A 26975-nucleotide genomic window follows, 5' to 3' on the forward strand; every position below is an offset into this window, starting at 1 on the left:
GAATAAGCATTGCCGTCGACGCACGGCAATGCTTTCCCCCTCAACACCGCACGCATGGGGATGACGGCGTGGGCATTACCCGCTACTCTATGCCGCAGTTTGCCTTAACCCGTTATCCAGGAAGCCGTTTATGTCCCACGCTGAATACAATCGCATTGGCGGTTGGCTGTTGGCCCCCATGGCCTATCTGATCGTCACCCTGCTCAGCGCCACCCTGATGCTGGCGCTGTACGCGATGGCGATTATCACCCCGGAGTCGCGCGAATATCTGCTGACCAACGCGCAGGCCTTCACGCTGCAGTGGTACTTTTCCGTGCTGACAACGCTGGCAATGTGGGTCTTTACCCTGTGGCTGCTGTGGCTGTTCTGCCACCGTTCGCACCGCTTTCCCAAACTGTTTCTGGTGTGGCTGCTGATCACCGTGCTGCTGGCGATCAAATCCTTCGCCTTCGCGCCGATTCCCGACGAAGTGGCGGTGCGCAGCCTGGGCTGGCCGCTGCTGATGGCGGCGATTTTTGTCCCTTATCTGCGTCGCTCGCAGCGGGTGAAACAGACTTTTACCGAATAATTTCAGCAGGAAACGCACGATTCGAACGGTAATTCGTGCGTTTTTTGACCAAAACAGAACGAAAAGGTATGATCCCTGCGATTCATAGGTTGTCGTTCTACCGCTGATTTCCGATAATAAGCGGCTTTTCTTTTTTTAGGCGTTGCAATGACCGAATACCTGCTTCTTTTTGTCGGCACCGTGCTGGTGAACAACTTTGTCCTGGTGAAGTTTCTTGGCCTCTGCCCGTTTATGGGCGTCTCCAAGAAGCTGGAGAGCGCCATCGGCATGGGCATGGCGACCACCTTTGTAATGACCATGGCGTCTATCAGCTCCTGGGTGATCAACACCTTTATTCTGGTGCCGCTCGATCTGATTTACCTGCGGACGCTGGCGTTTATCCTGGTAATCGCCGTGGTGGTGCAGTTCACCGAAATGGTGGTGCGTAAAACCAGCCCGGCGCTGTACCGTCTGTTAGGCATCTTCCTGCCGCTGATTACCACCAACTGCGCGGTGCTCGGCGTGGCGCTGCTCAATATCAACCTGGGCTACAACTTCCTGCAGTCCGCCGTCTACGGCTTTAGCGCCGCGGCGGGCTTTTCGCTGGTGATGGTGCTGTTCGCCGCCATCCGTGAACGTCTGGCGGTTGCCGATGTACCTGCGCCGTTCCGCGGTTCGTCCATCGCGTTGATCACCGCCGGGCTGATGTCTCTGGCCTTTATGGGCTTTACCGGTCTGGTGAAATTCTAATGAGCGCGTTGTGGATTGCCGTTGCGGCATTAAGCGCCCTCGGGCTGCTGTTTGGCGTGGTGCTCGGTTTTGCCGCGCGCCGTTTTGAGGTGGAAGAAGACCCGGTTGCCGAGCAGATCGATGAGATCCTGCCGCAGAGCCAGTGCGGCCAGTGCGGTTATCCCGGCTGCCGCCCCTACGCCGAGGCGGTCGCCAACGGCGAGATGATCAACAAATGCGCTCCGGGCGGCGAGCAGGTTATGCTGAAACTGGCCGAACTGCTCAACGTCGAGCCTCAGCCGCTGGACGGCGGTGAGGAAGTCGCCCAGCCGGTGCGTAAAGTGGCGTTTATCGATGAAGCCAACTGCATCGGCTGCACCAAATGTATTCAGGCCTGCCCGGTAGACGCCATCGTCGGCGCCACCCGCGCCATGCACACCGTTATTGCCGATCAGTGCACCGGCTGCGATCTGTGCGTCGCGCCGTGCCCGACCGACTGTATTGAAATGATCCCGGTCGCCGCCACCACCGCCAATTGGAAATGGGATATGAAGACCATCCCGGTGCAAGTCATTCACGTGGAGCAACATGTTTAATCTGTTCACCGCCTTTAAAAAAGATCGCATTTGGGATTTCGACGGCGGGATCCATCCACCTGAAATGAAGACGCAGTCCAGCGGCGCGCCGCTGCGCACGGCACCGCTGCCCGACACCTTTATCATCCCGCTGCAGCAGCACCTGGGGCCGGAAGGCGAACTGCTGGTGCAGGCCGGCGACAGCGTACTGAAAGGCCAGCCGCTGACCATGGGCCGCGGCCGTACCCTGCCGGTACATGCCCCCACCTCCGGCACGGTGATCGCCATCAAACCGCATATCACCGCCCACCCGTCCGGGCTGGCCGAACTGTGCGTGATTATCCGTCCTGACGGCGAAGACCGCTGGTGTGAACGTCAGCCGGCGGCCGACTATCGCCAGTTGGACGCCGACGAGCTGCTCCGGCGCATCCATCAGGCCGGTATCGCCGGCCTGGGCGGCGCTGGTTTCCCGACCGCCAGCAAACTGCAGGGCGGCGCCCACGGAGTCGAAACGCTGATCCTCAACGCCGCCGAGTGCGAGCCTTATATAACCGCCGACGACCGCCTGATGCGCGAGTGCGCGGAAGAAATTCTGCAGGGCACCGATATCCTGCGTCATCTGCTGCAGCCTAAAACCACGCTGATCGGCATCGAAGACAATAAACCGGAGGCCATCGCCGCCCTTAAAGAAGCGCTGCGCGCGCATCCGGGCATTGGTCTGCGGGTGATCCCGACCAAATACCCTTCCGGCGGCGCCAAGCAGCTGACCAAGATTCTGACCGGCAAAGAAGTGCCGCATGGCAAACACTCTTCCGCCATCGGCGTGCTGATGCAGAACGTCGGCACCGCCTTCGCCATTAAACGCGCCATCGTCGACGGCGAACCGTTAATCGAACGCGTTGTGACGCTGACCGGCGAGGCGCTGAGTCAGCCGGGTAACCTGTGGGCGCGCATCGGCACCCCGGTGGAGCATCTGCTGAAATTCGCCGGTTTCCGGCCGCAAAGCCAGCAGATGGTGGTGATGGGCGGCCCGCTGATGGGATTCACCCTGCCCGCGCTCAACGTGCCGATCGTGAAAATCAGCAACTGCCTGCTGGCGCCGACCGTGGATGAGATGGCGCCGCAGGAGCCGGAACAGTCCTGTATCCGCTGCGGGCTGTGCGTCGACGCCTGCCCGGCCGGGCTGCTGCCACAGCAGCTGTACTGGTTCAGTCGCGGCCAGGAGCACGACAAGGCGCGCCAGCATAATCTGTTTGACTGTATCGAGTGCGGGGCCTGCGCCTATGTGTGCCCGAGCAATATCCCGCTGGTGCAGTATTACCGCCAGGAAAAGGCGGAAATCAAGGCGATCGATCAGGAAGCGGCGCGCGCCGCCGAAGCCAAAGCACGCTACGAAGCCAAACAGGCGCGTATGGAACGTGAGAAACTGGCGCGTGAAGAGCGCCACAAGAAGGCGGCGGTCAAGTTGACCGATAACGACCAAAGCGCCGTTCAGGCGGCGCTGGCGCGCGTACGCAGTAAAAACGATGCGGCGACCGGTGAAGTACAACCGGGCGCTACGCCGGATAACAGCGCCGCCATCGCCGCCCGCGAGGCGCGCAAAGCGCAGGCGCGGGAACGCAAAGCGCAGCAGCCGACGGTTGACGTGCCTGCGGTTGACGCCGCTGAGACTGACGATCCGCGTAAAGCTGCCGTTGCCGCCGCGTTGGCGCGGGTAAAAGCCAAGAAAGCCGCCCAGCAGGCCGACGATGCACCGGCTGAAACCCCGGCGCCTGCCGCAGCGGACAGCGATGCCGACGATCCGCGCAAGGCCGCCGTTGCTGCCGCTATCGCCCGCGCCAAAGCCAAGAAAGCCGCCCAGCAGGCCGACGATGCACCGGCTGAAACCACGGCGCCTGCCGCAGCGGACAGCGATGCCGATCCGCGCAAGGCCGCCGTTGCCGCCGCTATCGCCCGCGCCAAAGCCAAGAAGGCTGCACAGCAGGCCGACAGCGCGCCGGCTGAACCCCCGGCGCCTGCCGCAGCGGACAGCGATGCCGATCCGCGCAAAGCCGCCGTTGCCGCCGCTATCGCCCGCGTCAAGGCCAAGAAAGCCGCCCAGCAACCGGACGTCGCACCGGCTGAAACGCCGGCACCTGCCTCGGCGGATGACGCCGATCCGCGCAAGGCCGCCGTCGCTGCCGCCATCGCCCGTGTGAAGGCCAAAAAAGCCGCTCAGCAGGCAGAAACGGAAAAACAGTCCTGACCAAAACGCCTCGCGTAGCGCGAGGCGTTTTTACTTCGTCGCATACACAAGATAAAGTGTAGAGAAAAGATCGTGAAGGTGCGGGGTTCCCCACGCGGCGTACGCAACCCTGAGTAAACGGATTGCCAGCCGGCGTGTGAAATTAGTCGATAGAAATCAGGTAGGTATAGTCAACGTCAATCTGACGCAGTTTAGCATCCATTTGCCATTCGTTAATCTCGATAATCTCCATCTCCACGCTGCCCTTCACGTCATGACGCAAACCCGGCATCACATGAGTGCTCAGGTAGGCAAAAAACTGGATGCACTCTTTGGCCGAGCCCTTATGGGTTATTGAGATATATTCCCGCGGCGGCAGCGTAATATTGTCGGTATGATGACCGGACACAATATCCTTACGGTGCTGCGCCTCGACCGCCATCGAATGGATGCCGGAACAGAGCCCCTCATGTTGCAGCCGGGCGGAGTAGATGCTGTAAACCTTGCGGCAGCCGACGTCCAGCCCCTTGAAAAAGTCGTTGAAGATTTCATCTTTCATCGCCATGCAGGAGTCGTGCTCAATCTCTTGTTCTTCAAAATCCAGCTGGCGTGAAAAACCGACCAGCTGCATTTCCGGCAGCGTCAGCCGTTTGACTTCCGGGTAGTAGCCTTTGTCATACTGCGCCTCGAAGCTAAAGCGCGGCATCAGATTTTTTACGTCCCATTTTTCCATGGAGCGGTAGCGGTTTGGCGTGGTGCCAAAGCGCTGTTTAAACATGCGGGTAAACGTTTGTTGTGAATCGAAGCCCAGTTCGTCAGAGATATCGATAATTGAGCGGTGGGTAATGCGCAGGGCCACCGCCGCGCGGGTCAGGATACGCGAGCGGATATAGGTCGCCAGCTGAATGCCGGTGATGCGCTTGAATTTACGTTGCAGATGCCATTTGGAGTAACCGGAGATGCGTGCCACTTCATCCAGGTTCGGGCGTGTTTCCAGATGTATTTCAACCCACTCGATCAGCTCTTCAATAAAAAATATGTCTTCATTCGTCATTATTATCAATTCACTAACTTAGTAAGACTCGGGATAGTAACCTGTATACATTATATCATGGTTGATATTTTGTGCGAAAAAATGTACCTAAAATAACATGTTAGGATTGTGGGATTAGGTTCCGCGCGATTTTATACTGCGCCCCCGTATTGTCTAGGATTAAGCTAACGCAAAACGTTGCTGAATAAAACCACAGTATGGCATGAATTAAGGTGAAGAACGGCGATTAAAAACCCTGAGCCTTACTTATTGCTGCAGCGTTTGTGCCCAGGGAACGGGTTTTACACTCCGCGTCGGGCGATCGTGCAAAACATGTGCATCCCCCGTGCAACGTCCCCGGCGGCACTAGGTGACCATGTAGTTTCAGCCCGGAGAACCGCCGAAAGAAATGAAAAACAATGTGACAGATAATAGTGATAGCGCGCTGTTCAATGTAAACTACGCCGGTTCTGTTCATTCGGCAGGAAGCCGCACGGCCGGATACCGGGCTTTCTGACAACGCTATCGCGTTGAGAGCCCCCATATTTTACCCGCGCGCAGGCACCGCCCCACACTCGGCGGCCCTGCGGGATATGAATTTAAGTCGTTGTTTTTACATTAAACTGACGGCAAGTTATTGATAAAGTAATCCTGTCATAATGGCGGGACAAACAGGTGTAGTGACTCTATGAAGTTTAGGCCGGTAAAACAGTCTGCCACCAAAGGCTTACATATCGCCAGTTCCCCTTTTACCCACAATCAGCAAAACACCAGCCGTATTATGCTCTGGGTGATGCTGGCGTGCATTCCGGGGCTGGGCGCGCAAATCTGGTTCTTCGGCTACGGTTCTCTCGTGCAGACGGCGCTGGCAATGGCCACCGCCCTGCTGGCGGAAGGCGCGGTGCTGGCATTGCGCAAACAGCCGGTGCGCGCCCGGCTGGCTGACAACTCCGCCCTGCTCACCGCCCTGCTGCTCGGCATCAGCCTGCCGCCGCTGGCGCCGTGGTGGATGGCTGTTATCGGCACGCTGTTCGCCATTGTGATCGCCAAGCAGCTGTACGGCGGCCTGGGACAAAACCCGTTCAACCCGGCGATGGTCGGCTACGTGGTACTGTTGATCTCCTTCCCGGTACAGATGACCAGCTGGTTACCGCCGGAAGCGCTGCGCGCCGAAGGGTTGCCGTTTCATGATGTGCTGCTGAGTATTTTCAGCGGCCAGACCGGCCAGGGGCTTTCCCTGCACCAGCTGCAACTGGGCGTTGACGGCGTCAGCCAGGCCACGCCGCTGGACGGCTTCAAAACCGGCCTGCGCAGCGGCCATTCGGTAGAACAGGTGATGCAGACGCCGATATTCGGCGGCGCGCTGGCCGGCATCGGCTGGCAGTGGGTGAACCTCGGTTTCCTCGCCGGCGGGCTGTTTATGCTGGGGCGCAAGCTGATCCACTGGCAGATTCCGTTCAGCATGCTGGCCGCCATCGGGCTGTGCTCTGCCCTGGCCTGGCAGCTTGACCCGGCGCATCAGGCGTCGCCGCTGATCCATCTGTTCTCCGGCGCCACCATGCTCGGCGCGTTCTTTATCGCCACCGATCCGGTCAGCGCCTCCACCACGCCGAAAGGCCGCCTGATTTACGGCGCCCTGATCGGCGTACTGGTCTGGCTGATTCGCGTTTACGGCGGCTACCCGGACGGCGTGGCCTTCGCGGTGCTGCTGGCTAATATCACCGTACCGCTGATCGATCACTACACGCAGCCGCGTGTTTACGGCCATCGCTAAGGAGCCATCATGCTAAAATCAATGCGCAAGCATGGCACCACGCTGGCCCTGTTCGCCGCAGCCACCACCGGCATGACCGCGGTGGTCAATGGGTTGACCCAAAAAACCATCGCCCATCAGGCGGCGCTGCAGCAAAAAACGCTGCTCGATCAGGTGCTGCCGCCTGAACATTACGATAATGATATGCAGACGGAGTGCTATCTGGTCAGAGATCCGGCGCTGGGTGACACGGCCGCACACCGGCTGTATCTGGCGCGCAAACAGGGCAAACCGGTGGGTGCCGCGCTGGAAACCACCGCGCCGGACGGCTACTCCGGCGCGATAAAACTGCTGGTCGGCGCTGATTTCAGCGGCACCGTCTTCGGCAGCCGGGTGGTTGAGCACCATGAAACGCCGGGCCTGGGTGATAAAATCGAGCTGCGCCTCAGCAACTGGATCACCTTCTTCAGCAACCAGAAAATCGAAGGGCCGGATGATAAGCGCTGGGCGGTGAAAAAGGACGGCGGTATGTTTGACCAGTTCACCGGCGCCACCATCACGCCGCGTGCGGTAGTCAACGCCGTGCGCCGCACCGCGCTGTATATGGAGACGCTGCCGCCTAAACTTGACCACTTACCTGCCTGTGGAGCAGCCAATGAGTGAAGCAAAAGAGTTAATGATTCAGGGGTTGTGGAAGAACAACTCCGCGCTGGTGCAGCTGCTGGGGCTGTGCCCGCTGCTGGCGGTGACCTCTACCGCCACCAACGCCCTCGGCCTCGGGCTGGCGACCACGCTGGTGCTGATGATCACCAACGGCTCCATCTCCGCCCTGCGGCGGCTGGTGCCGAGTGAAGTGCGCATCCCGATCTATGTGATGATTATCGCCGCCGCGGTCAGCATCGTGCAGATGTTGATCAACGCCTATGCCTTCGGCCTGTACCAGTCGCTGGGGATTTTTATTCCGCTGATCGTCACCAACTGCATCGTGGTCGGCCGCGCCGAAGCGGTCGCCGCCAGAAAGCCAGTCAACCTGGCGCTGATCGACGGCCTGTTTATCGGCCTGGGCGCCACCGGCGCGATGTTCGTGCTCGGTTCAATGCGTGAGCTGATCGGCAACGGGACGCTGTTTGACGGCGCCGATATGCTGCTGGGCAACTGGGCCAAGGTGCTGCGTATTGAAGTGGTGCATTTCGACAGCCCGCTGCTGCTGGCGATGCTGCCGCCGGGCGCCTTTATCGGCCTCGGACTGATGCTGGCGGCAAAATATGTGATTGATGAGAAAATGAAAGCGCGCAAGGCGCAGGCAATCGCCGACGCGGCGCCGGAGCACGGAGAGCCAGAGAAAGCCTCATGAATAAGCAAAAACGTCTGGAAATACTGACCCGGCTGCGTGACAACAACCCGCACCCTACCACCGAGCTGACATTCAGCACGCCGTTTGAGTTGCTGATCGCCGTGCTGCTGTCGGCGCAGGCCACCGACGTCAGCGTCAACAAGGCCACCGCCAAGCTGTATCCGGTGGCCAATACGCCGGCGGCCATGCTGGCGCTCGGCGTGGACGGCGTTAAAGAGTACATCAAGACCATCGGCCTGTTTAACAGCAAGGCGGAGAATGTGATTAAGACCTGCCGCATTCTGCTGGAACAGCACGACGGCGAAGTGCCGGAAGATCGCGCGGCGCTGGAAGCACTGCCCGGCGTCGGCCGTAAAACCGCCAACGTGGTGCTGAATACCGCCTTCGGCTGGCCGACCATCGCTGTCGATACCCATATTTTCCGCGTCAGCAACCGCACCGGCTTCGCACCGGGCAAAAATGTCGACCAGGTTGAAGAGAAGCTGCTGAAGGTGGTGCCGGCCGCGTTCAAGGTCGACTGCCACCACTGGCTGATTCTGCACGGGCGTTATACCTGCATCGCACGTAAGCCGCGCTGCGGTTCCTGCCTGATTGAAGACCTGTGCGAATATAAAGAAAAAGTCTACCCGGACGCCTGATCTGCCGCCGGGCGCATACCACGCCCGGCCTCCCCCTATTGACGCCTCTTTTTTATCAAAAATGTGATATTGCGCAGCATTAACCTCGGCAAGATCGTGGATTTCCGCAGAATCTGATATTCCACTTAATTTCAAGCGAAAAATTAGCATAAAATTGCGGCCTGTATCACGATTCAGATGAAACAATGCATTCACAACTTAGCTACAAGTTTTGCGAGATTTCTATAATTCCGCAAAACAAGCGATATGCATGACATTGCAACAGATTATCACTCACACCTATTGATATGGTCTAAAAAAAATCCGAATAGCAGAACATATCACTAGAGGCGGCTTGAATATCTTTTAAACAAAACAAAAGCTCGGCAAATCAAAAAAACTCAAACGTTAATTCTGCATAACATTTGCAACATAGTTGTTTCCCTGCCTCGTCGTTATATGTAACCGAATATGACAAATAGCTTGCCAGGTTGACAAAGATAGTGAACATTAACCGCCGTCATCCCATCTTATAACAACGCAGAAGGATGCTTTCGGCATCACCTTTTGTATTTTCCTGTCACTTATGACGGGTTGTGAAAAATCGAGGTACTTGTGTCAACAGCAAACAACAAACACCCGGAAGACATCAGCCTTAATGCTTTTAAGCAGCCGAAAGCATTCTACCTGATCTTCTCTATCGAACTCTGGGAACGCTTCGGCTACTACGGCCTGCAGGGCATCATGGCGGTGTATCTGGTCAAGATGCTCGGCCTGAGCGAAGCCGACTCCATCACCCTGTTCTCCTCGTTCAGCGCCCTGGTCTATGGCTTTGTCGCCATCGGCGGCTGGCTGGGGGATAAAGTGCTCGGCACCAAACGCGTCATCGTGCTGGGAGCGCTGGTGCTGGCGGCCGGTTATGCCATGGTGGCCTACTCCGGCCACGATATTTTCTGGGTTTACCTCGGTATGGCGGCCATCGCCGTCGGCAGCGGCCTGTTCAAGGCCAACCCGTCCTCGCTGCTGTCCACCTGCTATGAGAAAGATGACCCGCGCCTGGACGGCGCCTTCACCATGTATTACATGTCGGTGAACATCGGTTCCTTTATGTCGATGCTGGCTACCCCGTGGCTGGCGGCCAAATATGGCTGGAGCGTCGCCTTCTCCCTGAGCGTGGTCGGTATGCTGATCACTCTGGTCAACTTTATGATGTGCAAGAAGTGGGTGAAGCAGCACGGCTCCAAGCCGGACTTCAAGCCGCTGCACCTGCCGAAGCTGCTGATGGTGCTGGTAGGCATCGTAGCGCTGGTCGCCATCTCCACCTGGCTGCTGCACAACCAGACGATCGCCCGCTGGGCGCTGGCGATTATCTCTGCCGGCATCGTGCTGGTGTTCGCCAAAGAGACCTTCACCATGCAGGGCGCCGCGCGCCGCAAGATGATCGTCGCCTTCCTGCTGATGCTGGAAGCGGTGGTGTTCTTCGTGCTGTATGCCCAGATGCCGACCTCGCTGAATTTCTTTGCGATCCATAACGTGGAGCACAGCATTCTGAGCATTCCTTTTGAACCGGAACAGTATCAGGCGCTGAACCCGTTCTGGATCATGGTGGCCAGCCCGATTCTGGCGGCCCTGTACAATAAAATGGGCGACCGCCTGCCGATGCCGCACAAATTCGCCTTCGGCATGATCCTGTGTTCCGGCGCTTTCCTGGTGCTGCCTTGGGGCGCCAGCTTCGCTAACGACGCCGGTATCGTATCCGTTAACTGGCTGATTCTGAGCTACGCGCTGCAGAGCATCGGCGAGCTGATGATTTCCGGCCTGGGTCTGGCGATGGTGGCGCAGCTGGTGCCACAGCGTCTGATGGGCTTTATCATGGGCTCCTGGTTCCTGACCACCGCCGCCGCCGCGCTGATCGCCGGTAAAGTGGCCGGTCTGACCGCTACGCCGGCCGGCGAGCTTAACGACGCTCACGCTTCACTGGCGGTTTACAGCCACGTCTTCCTGCAGATCGGCATCGCGACCGGGGTGATCGCCATCCTGATGATGCTGACCGCGCCGAAGCTGCACCGCATGACGCTGGACAACCCCGAGGACGCCACGCAGAAAGCGCCGGCGACCTCTGCCAGCCACTGATTGCTCCTGATGCACAAAAAAGCCGGTCAGCTGACCGGCTTTTTTTATGCTGTCGTTTACCCTACCGCCTAGCCTGCGCCGTTCAGGCTGTGCCAAAGGAACTCGCTGACCAGCGCGGCGTTAAACGCCGACTGTTGCTTATCCGCCGCGGCGCTGTGGCCGCCGGCGGTATTTTCATAAAAGTACGCCTGCTGATAGCCCATCTGCTGCATACGCGCCGCCATTTTACGCGCATGGGCCGGATTGACCCGGTCGTCGCTGGTGGCGGTCAGGAACAGCACCGGTGGATAGGCAACGTCCGCCTTCAGGTTATGGTACGGCGAGAAGGTGCGGATATATTCCCACTCCTGCGCCTTGTCCGGGTCGCCGTATTCGGCAATCCACGACGCACCGGCCGATAGCTTGGTGTAGCGCCGCATATCCAGCAGCGGCACCTCACAGACGATACAACCGAACAGCTGCGGATAGTGCGTCAGCATATTGCCGACCAGCAGGCCGCCGTTACTGCCGCCGCGCGCCGCCAGCTTGCGTGACGATGTCACTTTTCTGTCCATCAAATCCTGCGCCACGGCGGCAAAATCCTCATAGGCGCGATGGCGGTTCTGCTTCAGCGCCGCCCGGTGCCAGGCCGGGCCGTACTCGCCGCCGCCGCGAATATTGGCGATAACATACACGCCGCCCCGCTCCAGCCAGGTCGGCGCGCGCGCCCCCAGATAGCTCGGCAGCAAGGAAACGTCGAAGCCGCCGTAACCATACAGCAGCGTCGGGTTATCACCGTCCAGTCGCAGCCCTTTACGCGCCACCTGGAAATACGGCACCCGCGTGCCGTCTTGCGACGTCGCAAAGTGCTGGCTGACCTGATACTTATCGGCGGCAAAGTCCTGCGGCGCCTGCTTCAGCAGTTCAGGTTCGTCCTCATCGTCCAGACTGCCCAGATACAGCGACGTCGGCTGCAGGAATCCGCTGACCGTCAGGAAATAATCATTGGTCTTATTGTCAATGCCGCCGGCGGCGACGGTGCTCAATTCGACCGGTACGCCCAGCGGCCGGGAGTGCCAGCTGTCACCCTGCGGCGTCAGCACCTCCAGGCGGTTGGCCACATCCTGCATAATGCCGACGATCAGGTGGTCGCGCGTCGTACTATAGCCGCTCAGCGCCTGGTTGGCGCTGGGGGTAAACAGGACTTCCAGCTTCCGCCTGCCGGCCAGATAGTCGTCGAATTTGGCTGCCAGCAGCGCGCCGGCTGGATAAGTCCGCCCCTCCAGTTGCCAGTCGTTTCTCGGTTTAATCAGCAGCCAGTCGCGGTGGCTGTTGATCTCCGCATCAGACGGCACCTCAATACGCTGCTGTTCGCCGTTGGCATGTAGCAAGAAGGTTTCCTGCCGATAGAAGTCGATCATGCGCACGATATAGTCGCGCTCAAAACCGGGCGTATCGTCGTGATACGCATAGGCGCGCATATCCTCCGGCTGCGCCTGATACAGCGTTTCCGCACTGTCCAGCGGCGTACCCCGCCGCCAGCGCTTCACCGTACGCGGGTAGCCGGACTGGGTCAGTGAGCCGCTGCCGAAATCGGTGGCGACGAACAGTTCGTCGGCGCTGGCCCAGGACACCACGCTTTTCGCCGCCGGCAGGCGGAACCCCTGCTCGACAAAGCGTTTGTTGTGTAAATCAAACTCGCGCACTTCCACCGCATCGCCGCCGTCCGGCGACAGATTAATCAGGCAATAGCGATGTTCTGGCTCCAGCGACTGCGAACCGTGATACACCCATTCTTTCCCTTCCGCTTTGCCCAGCGCATCGATATCCAGCACCGTTTCCCAGACTGGCTGCGGCTTGCGGTACTCGTCCAGCGTGGCGCGCCGCAGCAGGCCGCGCGGATTTTTCTGGTCCTGCCAGAAGTTGTAGTAATAGTCGCCAAATTTGGTGACCCAGGGGATCTGCGTCTCTTTATTCAGAATATCCAGCACCTGTTTTTCCAACTGCGGAAAGGCGCTGCCCTGCGCAAACTGCTGCAGCGTGCGCTGATTCTGCTGTTTGACCCAGTTGAGCGCTTCGCTCCCCTGCAAGGGTTCCAGCCACAGCTGATCGTCAGCGGGCGGCTGCGCGCCCGCCATGGCAAGACGGATACTGTTAGGCAGTGAAGTCATGGCGATAACGGCTCCTGCGGTTTGTGCACCGAGTTTAAGAAATTGACGTCGATTAGCGAACGGCACCATCAAGCTCCTTTTGCTGTGCGGCATAACCGGCACGGTTAAACAATCAAATGAGAGTGATTATCAACAAACTACCCATTCAGCGCCACGCTGTCAAAACGCGGCGAGCGGGTTAAGTACGCGGGTAATGGATCAGATCGTGAATATGCACCGCCTGCGCACTGCTATTGCGGTAGGCATGGGGACGGTCGGCCTGAAAGCGCATCGCCTCACCGGCCGCCAGACGGTGCCAGCAATCGTCGATCGCCAGCTCCAACTCGCCGCTCAGCACCACCACATGTTCGATCACCCCCGGCTCGTGGGGCGTCGATTCGCTGAAGGCGCCGGGCGCCAGCTCGATGGCGAACATATCAAAGCCCAGTTGCGCGTCAAACGGGAACAGCGGCGTCACACGCATGGCGGCGTTCTCCTGCATAAAGGCCGGCAGCGCTCCCTGACGGTGCAGCGTCGGCGTAGGCGGCGATGACGGCGCCAGAAAAGCGGAAAACGCCACGTTAAAACCGGTGGCGATTTTCCACAGCGTCGCCACCGTCGGGCTGGACTCCTCACGCTCAATTTGTCCCAGCATTGCCTTGCTGACGCCGGTTTGATCGGCAGTCTGGCTCAGGCTCCAACCGCGCTGATGACGCAGTGCTTTCAGGGTTTGCGCCAGATGGCCGCTCATTGGTTGCATAGTTTCTCCTCGCATTGCTGGGCCGATTATAGCGCCTTGTGCGCTATAACGCACAGTGCTATGCTCGGCGCAATCGTGCGCTATAACGCACAAACACCAGGGGATAGGATGAAACGGGCAAACGGCATATTCCTGCCGGCATTGATCGCCGGCTTTGTCGCCGTACTGGTAGGCTATACCAGTTCGGCGGCGATTATCTTTCAGGCGGCTGCGGCCGCCGGCGCCAGCGCGCAGCAAATCGGCGGCTGGCTGAGTATGCTCGGGCTGGCGATGGGCGTCAGTTCACTGGGGCTGTCATGGTATTACCGCACGCCGATTCTCACCGCCTGGTCAACCCCCGGCGCGGCACTGCTGGTGACCAGCCTGCCCGGCACCTCGCTGCCGGAAGCCATCGGCGTGTTTATCTTCGCCTCCGGGCTGATTCTGTTGTGTGGCGTCACCGGACTGTTCGCCCGGCTGATGCATATTATTCCGCCGTCGATCTGCGCCGCGATGCTGGCGGGCATTCTGCTGCGCTTCGGGCTAGACGCCTTCGGCGCGCTGCAGAGCAACCTGCCGCTGGCCGGCTCCATGTGTCTGGCTTATCTGCTGGCGCGCCGTCTGCTGCCGCGTTACGCCATTGTGCTGACGCTGCTGGCCGGGCTGGCGGTCGCCGCGCTGCAGGGCACGATCGCGCCGATACCGTTACACGGCGCCATCGCACCGCCCGAGTTTATCGCGCCGCAGTTCAGTCTCTCTACACTACTAGGGATCGGCGTTCCGTTCTTTATCGTCACCATGGCGTCGCAGAATGCGCCGGGGATTGCCACGCTCAGCGCCGCCGGCTATCAGGTTCCCACCTCGCCGCTGATTAGCTGGACCGCGCTTACCGCGTTGTTGCTGGCGCCGTTCGGCGGTTTTTCCGTCTGCATCGCCGCAATTACCGCCGCCATCTGTATGGGGCCGGACGCGCACCCGGATCCGAAACGACGCTATCTGGCCGCGATGGCGGCCGGCGGCTTTTACCTGCTGGCCGGGCTATTCGGCGGCGCTATCGGTCTGCTGCTCAGCGCGCTGCCTGTGGCGCTGATCCACACTATCGCCGGGCTGGCGCTGCTGGGCGCCATTGGCGGCAGTCTGCAACGTGCTCTACACGATGAACGGCAGCGCGACGCTGCGCTGATTACTTTTCTTATCACCGCTTCCGGTATTACGTTGTTTGGCGTCGGTGCGGCGTTCTGGGGGCTGGTTGGCGGCGTATTCGCCCATCTGCTGCTGGCGTGGCCGGCACGGGCAATGCGCTGAAGACGGGTCGCATCCGGGCGGATATTCTGGTTAACTGAGATCCAGCGCGTTGGCCGGCTCTGCTTGTACAACGCTCACTCCACGAATAAGTGACGGGGTAACGAATCTATGTCTGAACATGCCGCACAGCTACGCCAGAAACTGATCCGCAATTACCATCAGATCGCCAAACGCCACGACAGCCGGCCGCCGCTGTACGACAGCCTGTCAGCGCGGCTGGGTACCGGCACCGCCGCCAGCAAGCTCGGTGCCTCCATCGATACCGTCGCCCCCGGCAAACGCTCCTGCCCTTATCATTTCCACTACGGGCAGGAAGAGATGTTTATCATTCTGGAAGGCTGTGGCACCCTGCGCGTGGCCGGCGAAATGCTGCCGGTCAGCGCCGGCGATACCATTTTTATCCCGCCGGGGCCGGACTATCCTCACCAGCTCATCAATAGCTCCGATGCGCCGCTGACCTATCTTTCCATCAGTACCCGCGAACAGCCGGAGCTGGTGGAGTACCCGGATTCCGGCAAGTATCAGGCCATGGCGTTTACCGGCGATTATCAGGCGCGCTATCTGCAGCGTCCTTCAGCGTCGCTCGATTACTGGCAGGATGAACCCTGAGTCGTCCGGCGGCGACAGCCCCAGCGCGGTCGCCGCCAGTTCAGCCACGCGAAAATCGATATCCGCCGTATCGCCGTCCTCCATAAACCAGGCTGCGGACAGCCCGGCCCAGGCCAGGATCCACTGCAGCAGACGCCGCTTCTCAAAGCCGGCCAACGTGCATACCTGCTCAACGCGCCGCTGAAAGCGCTGCGGATCGGTGGCGATACCGTAATTGGGATTGCAGAAGATATTGGCGTAATCAAAACCGCGCTCGCCATACAGGCGCTTGGGATCGATGGCCAGCCAGCCGCGCTCGCCGAAATCCAGCACGTTGTCATGGTGGATATCGCCATGCAACACGCACTGCTCGCGCGGGCTGCCCAGCAGTTCCGCCGCCACGCTGGCGCTCAGCCGCAGCATGCCGCCGTGCGCCTGCGCCGCCGGCCACAGCGAACCAAACCACTGGTCCAGCGCTATCAGCGTCGGCAGCGGCTGCGCGCGCGGTTTGTGCAGCCGGGCGACCACCTGGCACAGGATTGCCGTTGCCCGCTCGTCATCACCGGCACGCACCAGCTGCGTCAGCGACTGCGCCCCCTGCGCGCGCTCCAGCAGCAGGGCATCACCGTGACAGGCCAGCACCTGCGCCGCGCCGTCGCCCTGCCACCAGCACATCAGCCGTGCGCCGAATTTTTCCTCCGGCTCACGGGCAATTTTCAACATCGCCGGCGCCCCCTGGTGGCGCACCGGCATCAATAGGCTACTATGGGTTTCAAATGCCTTACCGTCCGGCGTCAGCGCCCAGCGCTGCAGGTAAGGAGTAAAAGCCTGATTCATCGCCCTCTCGCATCTTGATAGCTGAAAGTGCGGGCGCACATTATGTCGCCCCGTCAGCCCAGTGTATCGATTTTATTGCCTTCGCCTTAAGGGGAAATTACGTATGTCTGAACTAAAACGCATTAATTACCCATTTTTAACCGCGCCCGGCGGCCCGTATGTGCATGCGGTACGCCATGGCGATCTGTTGTACGTTTCCGGGCTGACGGCATTCGGCGGCGAGGCGCAGGGAGAGACGGCCGCACGGCAAACGCAGGCCGTTTTGCAACAGCTGGACGCCATTGCCCGTTATGAGGGCGGCAGCCTGGCAACGCTGATTAAACTGACGGTGTTTCTGACCGATATCGCCGACCTGCCGTCGGTGCGTCCGGTGCTGGCGGATAAACTGACCGGCGCGCTGCCGGCCTGCTCCCTGCTGGCCGTCAGCGCGCTGTTTTCTGCAGATGTGAACGTTGAGATCGAAGCCGTTATCGCGCTGTAAGCGGCGTCACAGCGCCCCTTCGTCTACCACGCAGGGGCCAACGGTGATCCAGGCGCGGGCGATTTTCCCCTGGGTAATCTCATAAATCACCAGCACGTCCATACTGCCGCGTCCGTTGGGAAAATTACGCGTCACCCGCAGTTGATCGACCACTTTATTGGCAACCACAATACGCTTTACGCGCTCGGCAAACAGGCTCGGCTCGCGAAAGCGCGCGATATGGTACTCGCGAAGTTCCGCCTTGCCGCTGGCCAGCAGCTTGTCAGGATGTTGATAGTACTGCGCATCTTCAGCCCAACAGGCGAGAAAAGCGTCGATATCCCGCGCGTTGTGAGCCTCAAGCTGCTGTTGCACCAACTCTTCCGGTCGTAACGTTCGATGGTTCATCACATTCTCCTCGCGGTGGTTACAGTGCGGCTATCTCCGTCACCCGATGCTGAAAAACATAGGGGTCTGAAATCAAACCATATGCCTCATCATCCGGATAAGTGACCGCCTGTTGATAATGCTCGCCGGCAAATTGCCTGATGGCCTCCAGCGACTCCCAATACGTAGCCAGAAAAAAGTGCACGTAGTCGCCCTGCAGTTCCTGCCGGACAAAAGCGCCACAGTTTCCAGCCGTTGCCTTAGCATGCTGCACGCCTGTGACAGCCAGATGATCGGCAAAACCCTGCCGATGTTGTTGCGGCACGCAGCCGTGCCAGGTACGAACGATCATACCGCCCTCCGGGGGTGAATAAAAAATCACATTATCAGAATAAACAAGCGACCGGGTAGTAAAAGCATCTTCCCGGCATGCCGATCTGCCCCTCTCCGCCGTCATCACTCAGAAAAAACTCAGATTAACCGGTTCGGTAATCATCAAATCTCTGCTAATTTATTTCTAATAAAAATCCCAGACAGGAAAATCATGCAGAAAAAACCAGTGCTCGATGAAGCCAGACAGTTGAAACGCCTGAACGCGGCAACGCGGCGGCAGTCCCACGTCTATAAATGGTTTGCGCTGATCGCCGCATTGGATACCCTGCTGGTGTACTGTTATGACCAGGATATGCGTAATATGGTGTTTTCCGGCGCGGTGGCGCTGGTGTGCGGTTATCTGTGGATCCGCGATCGCAACAAGGCGCGCGCCTACCGGCGCGAGTTTGACCGTAAATTCGGCGTCCGGGACGATGTCTGATCTCAGACGGCGATCGCCCTCTCTGCTGTGCAGCCCAGCAAAATAGCGTTATCATTCCTGCCGTTGCAATCCGCCGCTGGACGCGGCCTTGATAGATGGAATCAATCATGAGCAAGATGGTATTTTGCCGCGGCTGCGGTAAGGAAATTCACGAAACGGCAAGAAGTTGCCCGCACTGCGGCGCGCCACAGCCTATTCCCGGCGAGAAAAACCGCATTGCCGCCGCGCTTCTGGCGTTCTTTCTCGGCACGTTCGGCGTACATAAATTCTATTTGGGTAAAATCGGCCAGGGGTTCCTGTATCTGATTTTCTGCTGGACGCTGATTCCGTCCGTCATCTCCTTTATTGAGTTTATTCTCTATCTGTGCCAGTCCGACGAAGAGTTCGCCAGAAAGTATGGCTGAGCCTCTGACCCCGCCATGCGGGGTTTTTTATTGCCCGCACCGCGCTATTAGCGAAACTCATCAGCCTTCGGCCATCATGAATAACAATGTTATCAACCTGTTATAAATTGACAGCCCGATCGGGAGTATTCATCATCATCCCCTATTATCCCGTTATGAGAACGCCATCATGCCGCTGCACCATCCCCCGACATACCGCCCGAGTGCGTCGATGTTTGCCGGCGGTCTGATCGATACATTGCAGAAGCAGCCGCTCATCTGACCGGGGCGCTGTCCTGTCAGATGAGCTGGCAGCACGACGCGCAACGCCCATTCGCTGCTTTTTCATCTGGCCTCTCTCACGGTCACTCAGAAGGAATTTTTATGGCCTCTTTTTCCGGTATTTGGGTAGCGTTAGTCACCCCGTTTAATCAACACAACGTCGATTTCCCCGCGCTAAAACGCCTGGCGCAGCATCTGCTGGCCACCGGCGTCGACGGGTTGGTGGTGTGCGGCACCACCGGCGAAGCCGCCGCGCTCGATAAAGAGGAGCAACTGGCGGTGCTGGACGCGGTGCTGGAGGTGGCGCCGGCGCACCAGGTCGTCATGGGGCTGGCCGGCAACAATCTGACCGCCACCCTGCAGATGCAGCAGGCGATTGCACAGCGCGACATTGCCGGCGTGCTGGTTCCCGCACCTTATTACATCCGTCCGTCGCAGTCCGGGCTGGTTGAGTACTTCACCACGCTGGCCGACGCGTCGCACGTGCCGGTGATCCTGTACAACGTGCCTTATCGCACCGGCGTCACCCTTGAGCTGGACACGCTGCGTCAGATTGCCCGCCACCCGCAGGTGAAAGCCATCAAAGAGTGCGGCGGCAATCCGGACGTCACCATGGCGCTGATCGACGACGGCGAGATTGACGTGCTGACCGGCGAGGACAACCTGATTCTCTCCACGCTGTGCCTCGGCGGCACCGGGGCGATCTCCGCGTCGGCACATCTGTACCCGGAGCGCTTTGTGCAGCTGGTGCAACAGGTCGCCGACGGCGATCTGCCCGCCGCGCGCGCCAACTTCTACGCACTGCTGCCGATGATCCGTCAGATGTTCAGTTTCGCCAACCCGGCGCCGGTGAAAGCGGCGCTGGCGCAGCAGGGGCTGCTGCGCAACGAGCTGCGCGCGCCGATGCAAACCGCGCCGCTGGCGCTGCAGCAGCAAATTGCCGCCACGCTGGCGCAACTGCAGCCGCAGGATGAAGCCGTCAGTGAAATTTGTTAGCTGAAGCGCGGCAATTTCATCGCGGCGGCGCTAGGATAAAGGGTTAGGCACGCACGCCTTTTATCCTTATCAAGGAGTCAAATGATGAAACTGTTCTATAAAGCCGGCGCCTGTTCCCTGTCTCCGCATATCGTGCTGCGCGAAGCGGGGCTGGACTTCACCGCGGAAAAAGTCGATCTGGCCAACAAAACCACCGAGAGCGGCGCCGACTATCTGGCGATTAACCCTAAAGGACAGGTTCCGGCACTGCTGCTGGATGACGGCAGTCTGCTGACCGAAGGCGTGGCAATAGTGCAGTATCTGGCGGATCGGGTGCCCGATCGCCAACTGATTCCGCCGGCGGGCACGCTGTCGCGCTACCATACGATCGAGTGGCTGAACTTTGTTGCTACGGAGCTGCACAAGGGCTTTAGCCCGCTGTTCAACCCTAAAACGCCGGAAGCGTATCTGGCGATGGCGCGCGCCAAGCTGGAGCAGCATTTCCACTATCTCGACGACGTGCTGGCGCAGCAACACTACCTGCTGGGCAGCCGCTTCTGCGTGGCGGACGCCTACCTGTTTACCGTACTGCGCTGGGCGGTAGCGCTGCAGTTCGATCTGCAGCATTACCCGCACCTGGCCGCTTATATGAAACGTGTGGCGGCGCGCCCGGCGGTCGCCGCAGCGTTGAATGCCGAAGGCTTGCAGTAAATATTTGTCGTCCCCGCCGCAACGGCGGGGAAAATATTATGCCCCGAGCTTCACCGCCGCAAAATGGCAGCGCGGGTTGACGATATAATCCTGCGCGGCAACAACCTGCAGTTCATACTCGCCCATTTCCTTAGTGGTCAGCATCACTTCATACACCGCCGCCGTCACGTGCTCCAGCGCCTGGTCCAGCGCCTTGCCCTGCAGCAGATCCACCAGCAGCAGGCCGCTGGTCAAATCACCCACGCCCACCGGCTGACGGCTGCCGAAATCCACCAGCGGACGGCTGATATGCCAGGCTTCCTTCGCCGTCACCAGCAGCATCTCAAAATCATCGCTGCGATAGCCGGCGCGGCTCAGGTGTTTCACTAGCACCACTTTCGGCCCGCGCGCAATCAACGCGCGCGCGGCGTCAACCGCCTGATCGACGGAGGCGATCTCACGCTGGCTGAGCTGTTCCAGTTCCAGCACGTTCGGCGCAACCATATCGCTGCACGGCAACGCCTGCTGGCACAGAAACTCCGCCACGCCCGGCGCTACGATGCAGCCCTTTTCCGGGTGACCCATCACCGGATCGCAAAAATACCAGGCGTCGGGATTCGCCTGTTTCACCTGGCGCACGATATCCAGAATATGGCTGCCCTGTTCGGGAGAACCGATATAGCCGCTCAGCACCGCGTCGCAGCGCTGCAGCTGGTCGATATCCGCGATGCCCTGGGCGATCTCGCTCAGGTGGCTGGCGGGCATCACGCAGCCGGTCCAGCGCCCGTACTGCGTATGGTTGGAAAACTGCACGGTATTCAGCGGCCAGACGTTGACGCCCATGCGGCGCATGGGGAACTCCGCGGCGCTGTTGCCGGCATGACCGAACACCACGTGTGATTGAATGGAAAGAATGTTTTTCATTGGCGTGCGTAAATCTCAAAGGCCGGAAGCGTGCCGTTCCTGGCCGGGTAATGACAAAGGGGCCGCTGCGGGCCCCTTTCTGTTAGTTACGATTACTGCCACTCAACCAGGCAATAGTGTTTTTTACCGCGACGCAGCAGCGTGTAGCGGCCGAACAGACGGTCGTCGTCGCTGAAAACGTATTCCGCGTTGGACTGTTTATCGCCGTTCACGCTCACCGCGTTAGAACCGATCATGGTGCGCGCCTGGCCGCGTGACGGCACCAGTTCGGCATTGACCAGCGCCTGCTGCAGATCGGCGTCTTTATCCAGCTTGACCGACGGCATACCGTCCTGCGCCAGCTGCGCGAAATCGGCTTCGGTCATCTCATGCAGCGCGCCGGAGAACAGGCTCTGGGTAATGCGCTGCGCTGCCGCCAGCCCCTCTTCGCCGTGCACCATGCGGGTCACTTCTTCCGCCAGCACGTACTGGGCGCGCGGCGCCTTGCCGCTGTTGCGGTCCTCTTCTTCCAGCGCGTTGATATCTTCCAGGCTGATAAAGGTGAAGAACTTCAGGAAGCGGTACACGTCCGCATCCGCGGTGTTGATCCAGAACTGGTAGAACTTGTACGGGCTGGTTTTTTCCGGTGCCAGCCATACCGCGCCGCCTTCGGTTTTGCCGAACTTGGTGCCGTCCGCCTTGGTGATCAGCGGTACGGTCAGACCGAACGCCTGCTGTTGATGCATACGGCGAGTCAGGTCGATGCCGGAGGTAATGTTGCCCCACTGGTCGGAACCGCCGATCTGCAGCACCACCTGATGACGACGGTGCAGCTCGGCAAAGTCGTAACCCTGCAGCAGGTTGTAGGAGAACTCGGTAAAGGAGATGCCGACGTCGTCACGGTTCAGACGCTGCTTCACCGCTTCTTTGTTGATCATCTGGTTAACGGAAAAGTGCTTGCCGATGTCGCGCAGGAAGGTCAGCACGTTCATATCGCCGAACCAGTCGTAGTTATTGGCAGCGATGGCGCTGTTGTCGCCGCAGTCGAAATCGAGGAACGGCGACACCTGTTTGCGGATCTTCTCCACCCACTCGTTAACGGTATCCGTGGTGTTCAGCTTGCGTTCCGCCGCCTTGAAACTCGGATCGCCGATCAGGCCGGTCGCCCCGCCCACCAGCGCCACCGGTTTGTGACCGGCGAGCTGAAAACGCTTCAGGCACAGCAACGGCACCAGATGGCCCAAATGCAAGCTGTCAGCGGTCGGATCGAAGCCGCAATACAGCGCAATTGGCCCTTGCGCCAGTCGCTCTGCTAACGCTTCCTCGTCCGTCACCTGGGCCACCAGGCCCCGCTCTTGCAATTGTTGAATCAGGTTGATGCTAGCCATCAAGTTCTCCATGTATAAACGAATGCACCTTTGCCGGTACACGGCCTTCCGCCCAGTGGCGGAATAATAAAATCGGAATGAAGCGCATAGAATAAAGCGCCGGCCTCAACTCTGCCAGCGCTTAACGGTATTTTCTGCGCGTCAGGGCGCCAGTCGGTCAATTTTCCAGTCATTGCCGTCGCGCTGGTACAGGAAACGGTCATGTAAACGGTGTTCGCCGCCCTGCCAGAACTCGACGGAATCGAACCTGACGCGGAAACCGCCCCAGAAACTGGGCAGCGGCACCTCGCCGGACTGGAATTTCTGCTTCAGCTCAAGGAACTTGCTCTCCAGCACGCCGCGCGCCGAAATACGCGTCGACTGCTGCGACACCCAGGCGCCGATCTGGCTGTCTTTTGGCCGGCTGCTGAAGTATTTCATCACCTCCAGCGTCGACAGGCGCTCCGCCGTGCCGAGGAAACTGACCTGCCGGTCCAGCGTATGCCAGGGAAAATGCAGGCTGATTTTCGGGTTATGCGCCAGTTGCTGCGCCTTGCGGCTGCCAAGGTTGGTATAAAACACCAGCCCTTTGTCGTCATAGTGCTTCAGCAGGACAATACGCTGATACGGCTGCCCTTGCTCATCCACCGTCGCCACGCACATGGCGGTCGGGTCGGCCAGGCGCGCTTCGCAGGCCTGCTGCAGCCAGCGCTCAAACAGATCCAGGGGGTTTGCCGTAAGATCCTGACGGCGCAGGCCGCCGCGGGTGTATTCGCGGCGCAGGTCCGCGACATCAAACTGAGAGTTATCAGACATCTGGTGTATCAACCAACCGAAAAATAGGTGGGGTTATTCTGCGCCCGGCGCGCCATAATCTCAATCTTTACCGCACGCCGGGCACCATCTCAGTTCACCAGCGTGCAGTCGCTCATAATCACTTTATCGTCGCGTTCGACGAATGCGCTCTGCCCCTTGGACCAAAACGTATATTTGCCGTCGCCGTATTTGGCGCCGGAGGCGGCCAACTGCTGCTTCAGCGTCAGCTGCTGGCCATCCAGCAACAGGTTGGCCGTGCTGTCTTCACCGTTAAGCGCGACGGTCAGCGGCGTGGTGCCGCACTGATAGTGCAGCACCTGACTCTGCTGCGGCAGGAAATAACTGCACCCGCCGAGCGCCAGCGCCAGGCCGGCAAGAAGAAGTTTTTTCATCGGGTTATTCCTTAATAGTCAGGCGATCGTTTTTATCCTAACAGAGCGTACGCCGGTGCGACGGGAAAACCGGATAAATCCCACCGAGCAGCGTTTCGCGGCTGGCGCCGGTCACCGACGGCAGGTTGCCCGGCTGGCCGGACAGGGTACGGAACGCCAGCCAGGCAAACGCCAGCGCTTCCATATCGTCGCCGCTGATGCCGAAGCTGTCGGTGGTGCTGACCTCGGTGCCGGGCAGCAATGCCGCCATGCGCGCCATCAGTAGCGGATTGCGCGCCCCGCCGCCGCACACCAGCAGCCGCTCGCTGCCGCCGGCCAGCATCACCTGCTCGCAGATGGTGACGGCGGTCAGCTCCACCAGCGTGGCCATCACGTCCGCCGCTCCGACGCCCGGCAACTGCGCCAGCTGCTGTTCCAGCCAGCCGATATTGAAGTACTCCCGGCCGGTGCTCTTCGGCGCCGGCAACGCAAAGTACGGGTCCGCCAGCATCTGCTGCAGCAGCGGCAGGCAGACCTGCCCGCTCATCGCCCAGACCGCGTCCTGGTCATACGGCTGCTGACGATGGCGCCATATCCAGGCGTCCATCAGCATATTGCCCGGCCCGGTATCAAAGCCGCGCACCGGCATTCCCGGCAGCAGCATGGATAAATTGGCGATGCCGCCGATGTTCAGCACCATGCGCCGCTCCGCCGGATGCGACAGCAGCGCCTGATGAAACGCCGGCACCAGCGGTGCGCCCTGCCCGCCGTAGGCCATGTCACGGCGGCGGAAATCGCCGACGGTGGTAATATTGGTCAACGCGGCGATACGATTATTGTCGCCCAGCTGCATCGAAAAGCGCGTGTCCCCTTCCGGCTCATGCCAGATGGTCTGTCCGTGGCAGCCGATGGCGGTAATCTCATGCGCCGGCACGCCGGTCTGCTCCAGCAGCCCCAGCACCGCTTCACCGAACAGCGTGCCCAGCCGGGCATCCAGTTGCCCGACGGCGGACACCGTGGTCGGCTGCCCCTGGCACATGCCGAGGATCTCATGCTTGAGCGCAATCGGCAGCGGATGGCTGTAACTGGCCTGCTGCGCCACCATACGTTCATCAATGGCGGCCAGCACCACGTCCACGCCATCCAGACTGGTGCCAGACATAACGCCGATATAGCGGCCTGACTTCATAAACCTATCCTTTACCCATCGCGGGCATGCTTAATCGTTGTCACTCAGACAAATAAACCAGAATTAATCTATTAACGCCATGAATTAGGATGTCTTTTTTGCGATTGTGAGAGAAAACGTTTATTTTTAGCGCACGCCAGGCGCCTGTTTCCCCCTGAACGACACGGGAGAGGGTGTGATAAATTTAAACCACCGTTTATTATTGGTTGAACGGTGTACGCTTATGCTGGAAAGAGCGGTAAGGTGCGGCGCTGCGCGGACTTATAGGCATTTGCGCAGCTTTGAGCCATACTTTGTCTATCTTTCACCGAATTTCGCCTGGGATGGCCAGGTTATGGAATACTAAAAATCAGGAGTTTTATATGATCAAACGTCTTATCGTTGTTGCTCTTGCCGGGCTGACGCTGGCCGGTTGTGCCAATGATTCCATGTCCGGCGACGTTTATACGTCAGCACAGGCGAAGCAGGTGCAGCAGGCCAGTTACGGCACGCTGGTATCCGTACGTCCGGTGAAAATCCAGGGCGAAGGCGGTTCTAACATGCTCGGCACCATCGGCGGCGCGGTGATCGGCGGCTTCCTCGGCAACACGATCGGCGGCGGCACCGGCCGTAGCCTGGCCACCGCAGCGGGCGCCGTCGCCGGCGGCGTGGCGGGCGACCAGATTGGCGACGTTGCCGGCCGTACCTCCGGCGTCGAACTGGAAATCCGTCCGGACACCAAAGGCGACAACATTGTCGTGGTGCAGAAAGCAGGCGCCACCAAGTTCAGCCCGGGTCAGCGCGTGCGTATGGCGCGTTCCGGCAATACGGTTACCGTATCCCCGCTGTAACAACGCCTTTTTTCCAACGTAAAACCGGAGGCCCTGGCCTCCGGTTTTATTTTTTGCTGCTGTAAATGTAATCGGGCAATATCTTAAAGATTATTGTTTATTTTGTAGATCGGTAATGTTCTGCTCAAGCTTGCTAATCAGCGTCACCAACAGCTGCACCTCTTCCGGCTTGATGCCGCTCAGGATTTCTCCCCGCGTCGAACTGATAACGCTGTCTACCTCACGGATAATCGGCGCTGCGGCCTCGGTCAGTTTAATCCGCTTCGCGCGCCGGTCGTTGGCGCAGATATGTCGCGTGATCAGCCCCTTCTCTTCCAGTTGGTCCAGCGTACGCACCAGCGAGGGTTGTTCAATGCCAATCGCCTTCGCCAGCTGAATCTGCGACTGCTCCGGCGGCAGCCGGCTGATATTGTGCAGCGTCACCCAATGCGTCTGGGTGAGCTCCAACGGTTTTAGCCGATGATCGATGAGCGCGCGCCAAACACGAACCAATCGTGCTAAATCCGAACCTAAAGTTGATTCCACTTACCCCTCCTTATAATTAGCATGCTAATATTACTCTCCCAGATCATACTCTATTTTGGGTAAATCACATTAAAAATACAAATGTATATAATGGATATTCTCAAATCCGCCCGTAAACTTAGCAGTATTTGGTTACCAAATATTCAAATATATTACACATTTGCACGTAGGAATAGTTAAATTGATTACCCCATGGTTACATTCGAGCGCACCGCTGCCCGATTTGGTATTGGGCGCATCGCTTTATTTCCCTCCCATGTTTAAAGCATTCTTACTGGGTCTGGTTTTTTGGCTGCTGGTGCATCGCCTGCTGCGCAACTGGCTCTATTCCGGCGAAATTTGGCATCCGATGTTAATGGATTTATCCATTTTCGTCATTGCCGTCAGTGGCTCCTTGTGGATCTTAGCGAGTTGGTAACC

The 26975-nt window shown here is 59.2% G+C and carries 30 protein-coding genes; 18 read left to right on the top strand and 12 right to left on the bottom strand.

Features of this window, described 5'->3' with window-relative positions; all coding sequences use genetic code 11:
• The first annotated feature begins 130 nt into the window (after window positions 1–130).
• The 4 genes from FO014_RS22820 to rsxC all read left to right on the top strand — a co-directional run bounded on the left by FO014_RS22820 (window position 131) and on the right by rsxC (window position 4096).
• The gene (locus FO014_RS22820; protein WP_105231031.1) at window positions 131–568 is read left to right on the top strand and encodes a DUF2569 domain-containing protein; all 438 of its coding nucleotides are present in this window, start codon (window positions 131–133) and stop codon (window positions 566–568) included.
• 147 nt (window positions 569–715) lie between these two features.
• Window positions 716–1297 carry an electron transport complex subunit RsxA gene (rsxA, locus tag FO014_RS22825; RefSeq protein WP_015672219.1) on the top strand — a complete coding sequence of 194 codons (582 nt, stop codon included), beginning with the start codon at window positions 716–718 and terminating at the stop codon, window positions 1295–1297.
• Window positions 1297–1872, top strand: a complete 576-nt coding sequence (rsxB, locus tag FO014_RS22830; RefSeq protein ID WP_105231030.1) for an electron transport complex subunit RsxB — start codon at window positions 1297–1299, stop codon at window positions 1870–1872. The genes rsxA and rsxB overlap by 1 nt, the downstream gene beginning before the upstream one ends.
• A complete protein-coding gene (gene rsxC / locus FO014_RS22835) occupies window positions 1865–4096 on the top strand; it encodes an electron transport complex subunit RsxC (protein ID WP_160031196.1) in 2232 nt (743 codons plus the stop codon). Before rsxB ends, rsxC begins: the two co-directional genes overlap by 8 nt.
• Window positions 4097–4238: 142 nt before the next feature.
• Here the strand turns inward: rsxC and FO014_RS22840 are convergent, their stop codons facing one another.
• Entirely contained in the window at window positions 4239–5129 is an 891-nt protein-coding gene (locus FO014_RS22840; RefSeq protein WP_105231028.1) for a helix-turn-helix domain-containing protein, read from the bottom strand.
• 667 nt (window positions 5130–5796) lie between these two features.
• Between FO014_RS22840 and rsxD the strand changes: the two genes are divergently transcribed.
• From rsxD to dtpA, 5 genes are all read left to right on the top strand, one after another.
• Complete coding sequence (gene rsxD, locus FO014_RS22845; protein ID WP_160031197.1) at window positions 5797–6882, top strand: electron transport complex subunit RsxD; 1086 nt, start codon at window positions 5797–5799, stop codon at window positions 6880–6882.
• Window positions 6883–6891: 9 nt separating this feature from the next.
• A complete protein-coding gene (rsxG, locus tag FO014_RS22850) occupies window positions 6892–7524 on the top strand; it encodes an electron transport complex subunit RsxG (protein ID WP_160031198.1) in 633 nt (210 codons plus the stop codon).
• Complete coding sequence (locus tag FO014_RS22855) at window positions 7517–8215, top strand: electron transport complex subunit E (protein WP_105231025.1); 699 nt, start codon at window positions 7517–7519, stop codon at window positions 8213–8215. Before rsxG ends, FO014_RS22855 begins: the two co-directional genes overlap by 8 nt.
• Window positions 8212–8853, top strand: coding sequence for an endonuclease III (nth, locus tag FO014_RS22860; protein WP_105231024.1), 642 nt, complete (start codon window positions 8212–8214; stop codon window positions 8851–8853). Before FO014_RS22855 ends, nth begins: the two co-directional genes overlap by 4 nt.
• A 594-nt stretch (window positions 8854–9447) precedes the next feature.
• Window positions 9448–10965 (top strand): dipeptide/tripeptide permease DtpA, encoded by a 1518-nt coding sequence (gene dtpA / locus FO014_RS22865; RefSeq protein ID WP_160031199.1) that lies wholly within the window; start codon window positions 9448–9450, stop codon window positions 10963–10965.
• Between the two features lie 68 nt (window positions 10966–11033).
• Here dtpA and FO014_RS22870 read toward each other — a convergent pair whose 3' ends face one another.
• Both FO014_RS22870 and FO014_RS22875 read right to left on the bottom strand, forming a co-directional pair.
• A complete protein-coding gene (locus FO014_RS22870; RefSeq protein ID WP_160031200.1) occupies window positions 11034–13115 on the bottom strand; it encodes a prolyl oligopeptidase family serine peptidase in 2082 nt (693 codons plus the stop codon).
• A 178-nt stretch (window positions 13116–13293) separates the two neighbouring features.
• Entirely contained in the window at window positions 13294–13854 is a 561-nt protein-coding gene (locus FO014_RS22875; RefSeq protein WP_160031201.1) for a helix-turn-helix domain-containing protein, read from the bottom strand.
• Between the two features lie 108 nt (window positions 13855–13962).
• Here FO014_RS22875 and FO014_RS22880 point away from each other — a divergent pair, with 108 nt between their 5' ends.
• Together FO014_RS22880 and FO014_RS22885 are read left to right on the top strand one after the other, a co-directional pair.
• A complete protein-coding gene (locus tag FO014_RS22880; RefSeq protein WP_160031202.1) occupies window positions 13963–15138 on the top strand; it encodes a benzoate/H(+) symporter BenE family transporter in 1176 nt (391 codons plus the stop codon).
• 108 nt (window positions 15139–15246) lie between these two features.
• The gene (locus FO014_RS22885; RefSeq protein ID WP_160031203.1) at window positions 15247–15747 is read left to right on the top strand and encodes a cupin domain-containing protein; all 501 of its coding nucleotides are present in this window, start codon (window positions 15247–15249) and stop codon (window positions 15745–15747) included.
• Here the strand turns inward: FO014_RS22885 and FO014_RS22890 are convergent.
• Entirely contained in the window at window positions 15712–16563 is an 852-nt protein-coding gene (locus tag FO014_RS22890; protein ID WP_160031204.1) for an aminoglycoside phosphotransferase family protein, read from the bottom strand. The two genes, FO014_RS22885 and FO014_RS22890, sit on opposite strands and share 36 nt — an antisense overlap.
• A 103-nt stretch (window positions 16564–16666) precedes the next feature.
• Between FO014_RS22890 and FO014_RS22895 the strand changes: the two genes are divergently transcribed.
• A complete protein-coding gene (locus FO014_RS22895; RefSeq protein WP_160031205.1) occupies window positions 16667–17044 on the top strand; it encodes a RidA family protein in 378 nt (125 codons plus the stop codon).
• 6 nt (window positions 17045–17050) lie between these two features.
• On the opposite strand, the gene FO014_RS22900 is transcribed toward FO014_RS22895, so the two are convergent.
• Window positions 17051–17431: a nuclear transport factor 2 family protein gene (locus FO014_RS22900; protein ID WP_105231017.1), complete on the bottom strand. Its 381-nt coding sequence runs from the start codon at window positions 17429–17431 to the stop codon at window positions 17051–17053.
• A gap of 19 nt (window positions 17432–17450) precedes the next feature.
• The gene (locus FO014_RS22905; protein WP_111737159.1) at window positions 17451–17762 is read right to left on the bottom strand and encodes a hypothetical protein; all 312 of its coding nucleotides are present in this window, start codon (window positions 17760–17762) and stop codon (window positions 17451–17453) included.
• Window positions 17763–17954: 192 nt separating this feature from the next.
• Between FO014_RS22905 and FO014_RS22910 the strand changes: the two genes are divergently transcribed.
• The 4 genes from FO014_RS22910 to gstA all read left to right on the top strand — a co-directional run bounded on the left by FO014_RS22910 (window position 17955) and on the right by gstA (window position 20575).
• Complete coding sequence (locus FO014_RS22910; protein WP_105231015.1) at window positions 17955–18224, top strand: hypothetical protein; 270 nt, start codon at window positions 17955–17957, stop codon at window positions 18222–18224.
• Window positions 18225–18331: 107 nt separating this feature from the next.
• Entirely contained in the window at window positions 18332–18628 is a 297-nt protein-coding gene (locus tag FO014_RS22915; RefSeq protein WP_160031206.1) for a TM2 domain-containing protein, read from the top strand.
• Window positions 18629–18991: 363 nt separating this feature from the next.
• Window positions 18992–19885 carry a 4-hydroxy-tetrahydrodipicolinate synthase gene (gene dapA, locus FO014_RS22920; RefSeq protein WP_160031207.1) on the top strand — a complete coding sequence of 298 codons (894 nt, stop codon included), beginning with the start codon at window positions 18992–18994 and terminating at the stop codon, window positions 19883–19885.
• Window positions 19886–19969: 84 nt separating this feature from the next.
• Complete coding sequence (gstA, locus tag FO014_RS22925; RefSeq protein ID WP_160031469.1) at window positions 19970–20575, top strand: glutathione transferase GstA; 606 nt, start codon at window positions 19970–19972, stop codon at window positions 20573–20575.
• Window positions 20576–20611: 36 nt separating this feature from the next.
• Here gstA and pdxY read toward each other — a convergent pair whose 3' ends face one another.
• From pdxY to anmK, 5 genes are all read right to left on the bottom strand, one after another.
• Window positions 20612–21478 (bottom strand): pyridoxal kinase PdxY, encoded by an 867-nt coding sequence (gene pdxY / locus FO014_RS22930; protein ID WP_160031208.1) that lies wholly within the window; start codon window positions 21476–21478, stop codon window positions 20612–20614.
• A gap of 92 nt (window positions 21479–21570) precedes the next feature.
• Complete coding sequence (gene tyrS, locus FO014_RS22935) at window positions 21571–22845, bottom strand: tyrosine--tRNA ligase (RefSeq protein ID WP_160031209.1); 1275 nt, start codon at window positions 22843–22845, stop codon at window positions 21571–21573.
• Window positions 22846–22986: 141 nt separating this feature from the next.
• The gene (gene pdxH / locus FO014_RS22940) at window positions 22987–23640 is read right to left on the bottom strand and encodes a pyridoxamine 5'-phosphate oxidase (protein ID WP_105231010.1); all 654 of its coding nucleotides are present in this window, start codon (window positions 23638–23640) and stop codon (window positions 22987–22989) included.
• Between the two features lie 89 nt (window positions 23641–23729).
• Complete coding sequence (locus tag FO014_RS22945; protein WP_160031210.1) at window positions 23730–24032, bottom strand: MliC family protein; 303 nt, start codon at window positions 24030–24032, stop codon at window positions 23730–23732.
• 37 nt (window positions 24033–24069) lie between these two features.
• Entirely contained in the window at window positions 24070–25200 is a 1131-nt protein-coding gene (gene anmK / locus FO014_RS22950) for an anhydro-N-acetylmuramic acid kinase (protein WP_160031211.1), read from the bottom strand.
• A gap of 362 nt (window positions 25201–25562) precedes the next feature.
• Here anmK and FO014_RS22955 point away from each other — a divergent pair, with 362 nt between their 5' ends.
• Window positions 25563–26030, top strand: a complete 468-nt coding sequence (locus tag FO014_RS22955) for an outer membrane lipoprotein (RefSeq protein WP_105231007.1) — start codon at window positions 25563–25565, stop codon at window positions 26028–26030.
• Between the two features lie 90 nt (window positions 26031–26120).
• On the opposite strand, the gene slyA is transcribed toward FO014_RS22955, so the two are convergent.
• Entirely contained in the window at window positions 26121–26555 is a 435-nt protein-coding gene (gene slyA / locus FO014_RS22960; protein WP_160031212.1) for a transcriptional regulator SlyA, read from the bottom strand.
• 181 nt (window positions 26556–26736) lie between these two features.
• Between slyA and FO014_RS22965 the strand changes: the two genes are divergently transcribed.
• Window positions 26737–26973: a DUF1656 domain-containing protein gene (locus tag FO014_RS22965; protein ID WP_160031213.1), complete on the top strand. Its 237-nt coding sequence runs from the start codon at window positions 26737–26739 to the stop codon at window positions 26971–26973.
• The last annotated feature ends 2 nt before the right edge of the window (window positions 26974–26975 follow it).

The organism is Serratia rhizosphaerae, assembly GCF_009817885.1.
Lineage (GTDB): Bacteria > Pseudomonadota > Gammaproteobacteria > Enterobacterales > Enterobacteriaceae > Serratia_B > Serratia_B rhizosphaerae.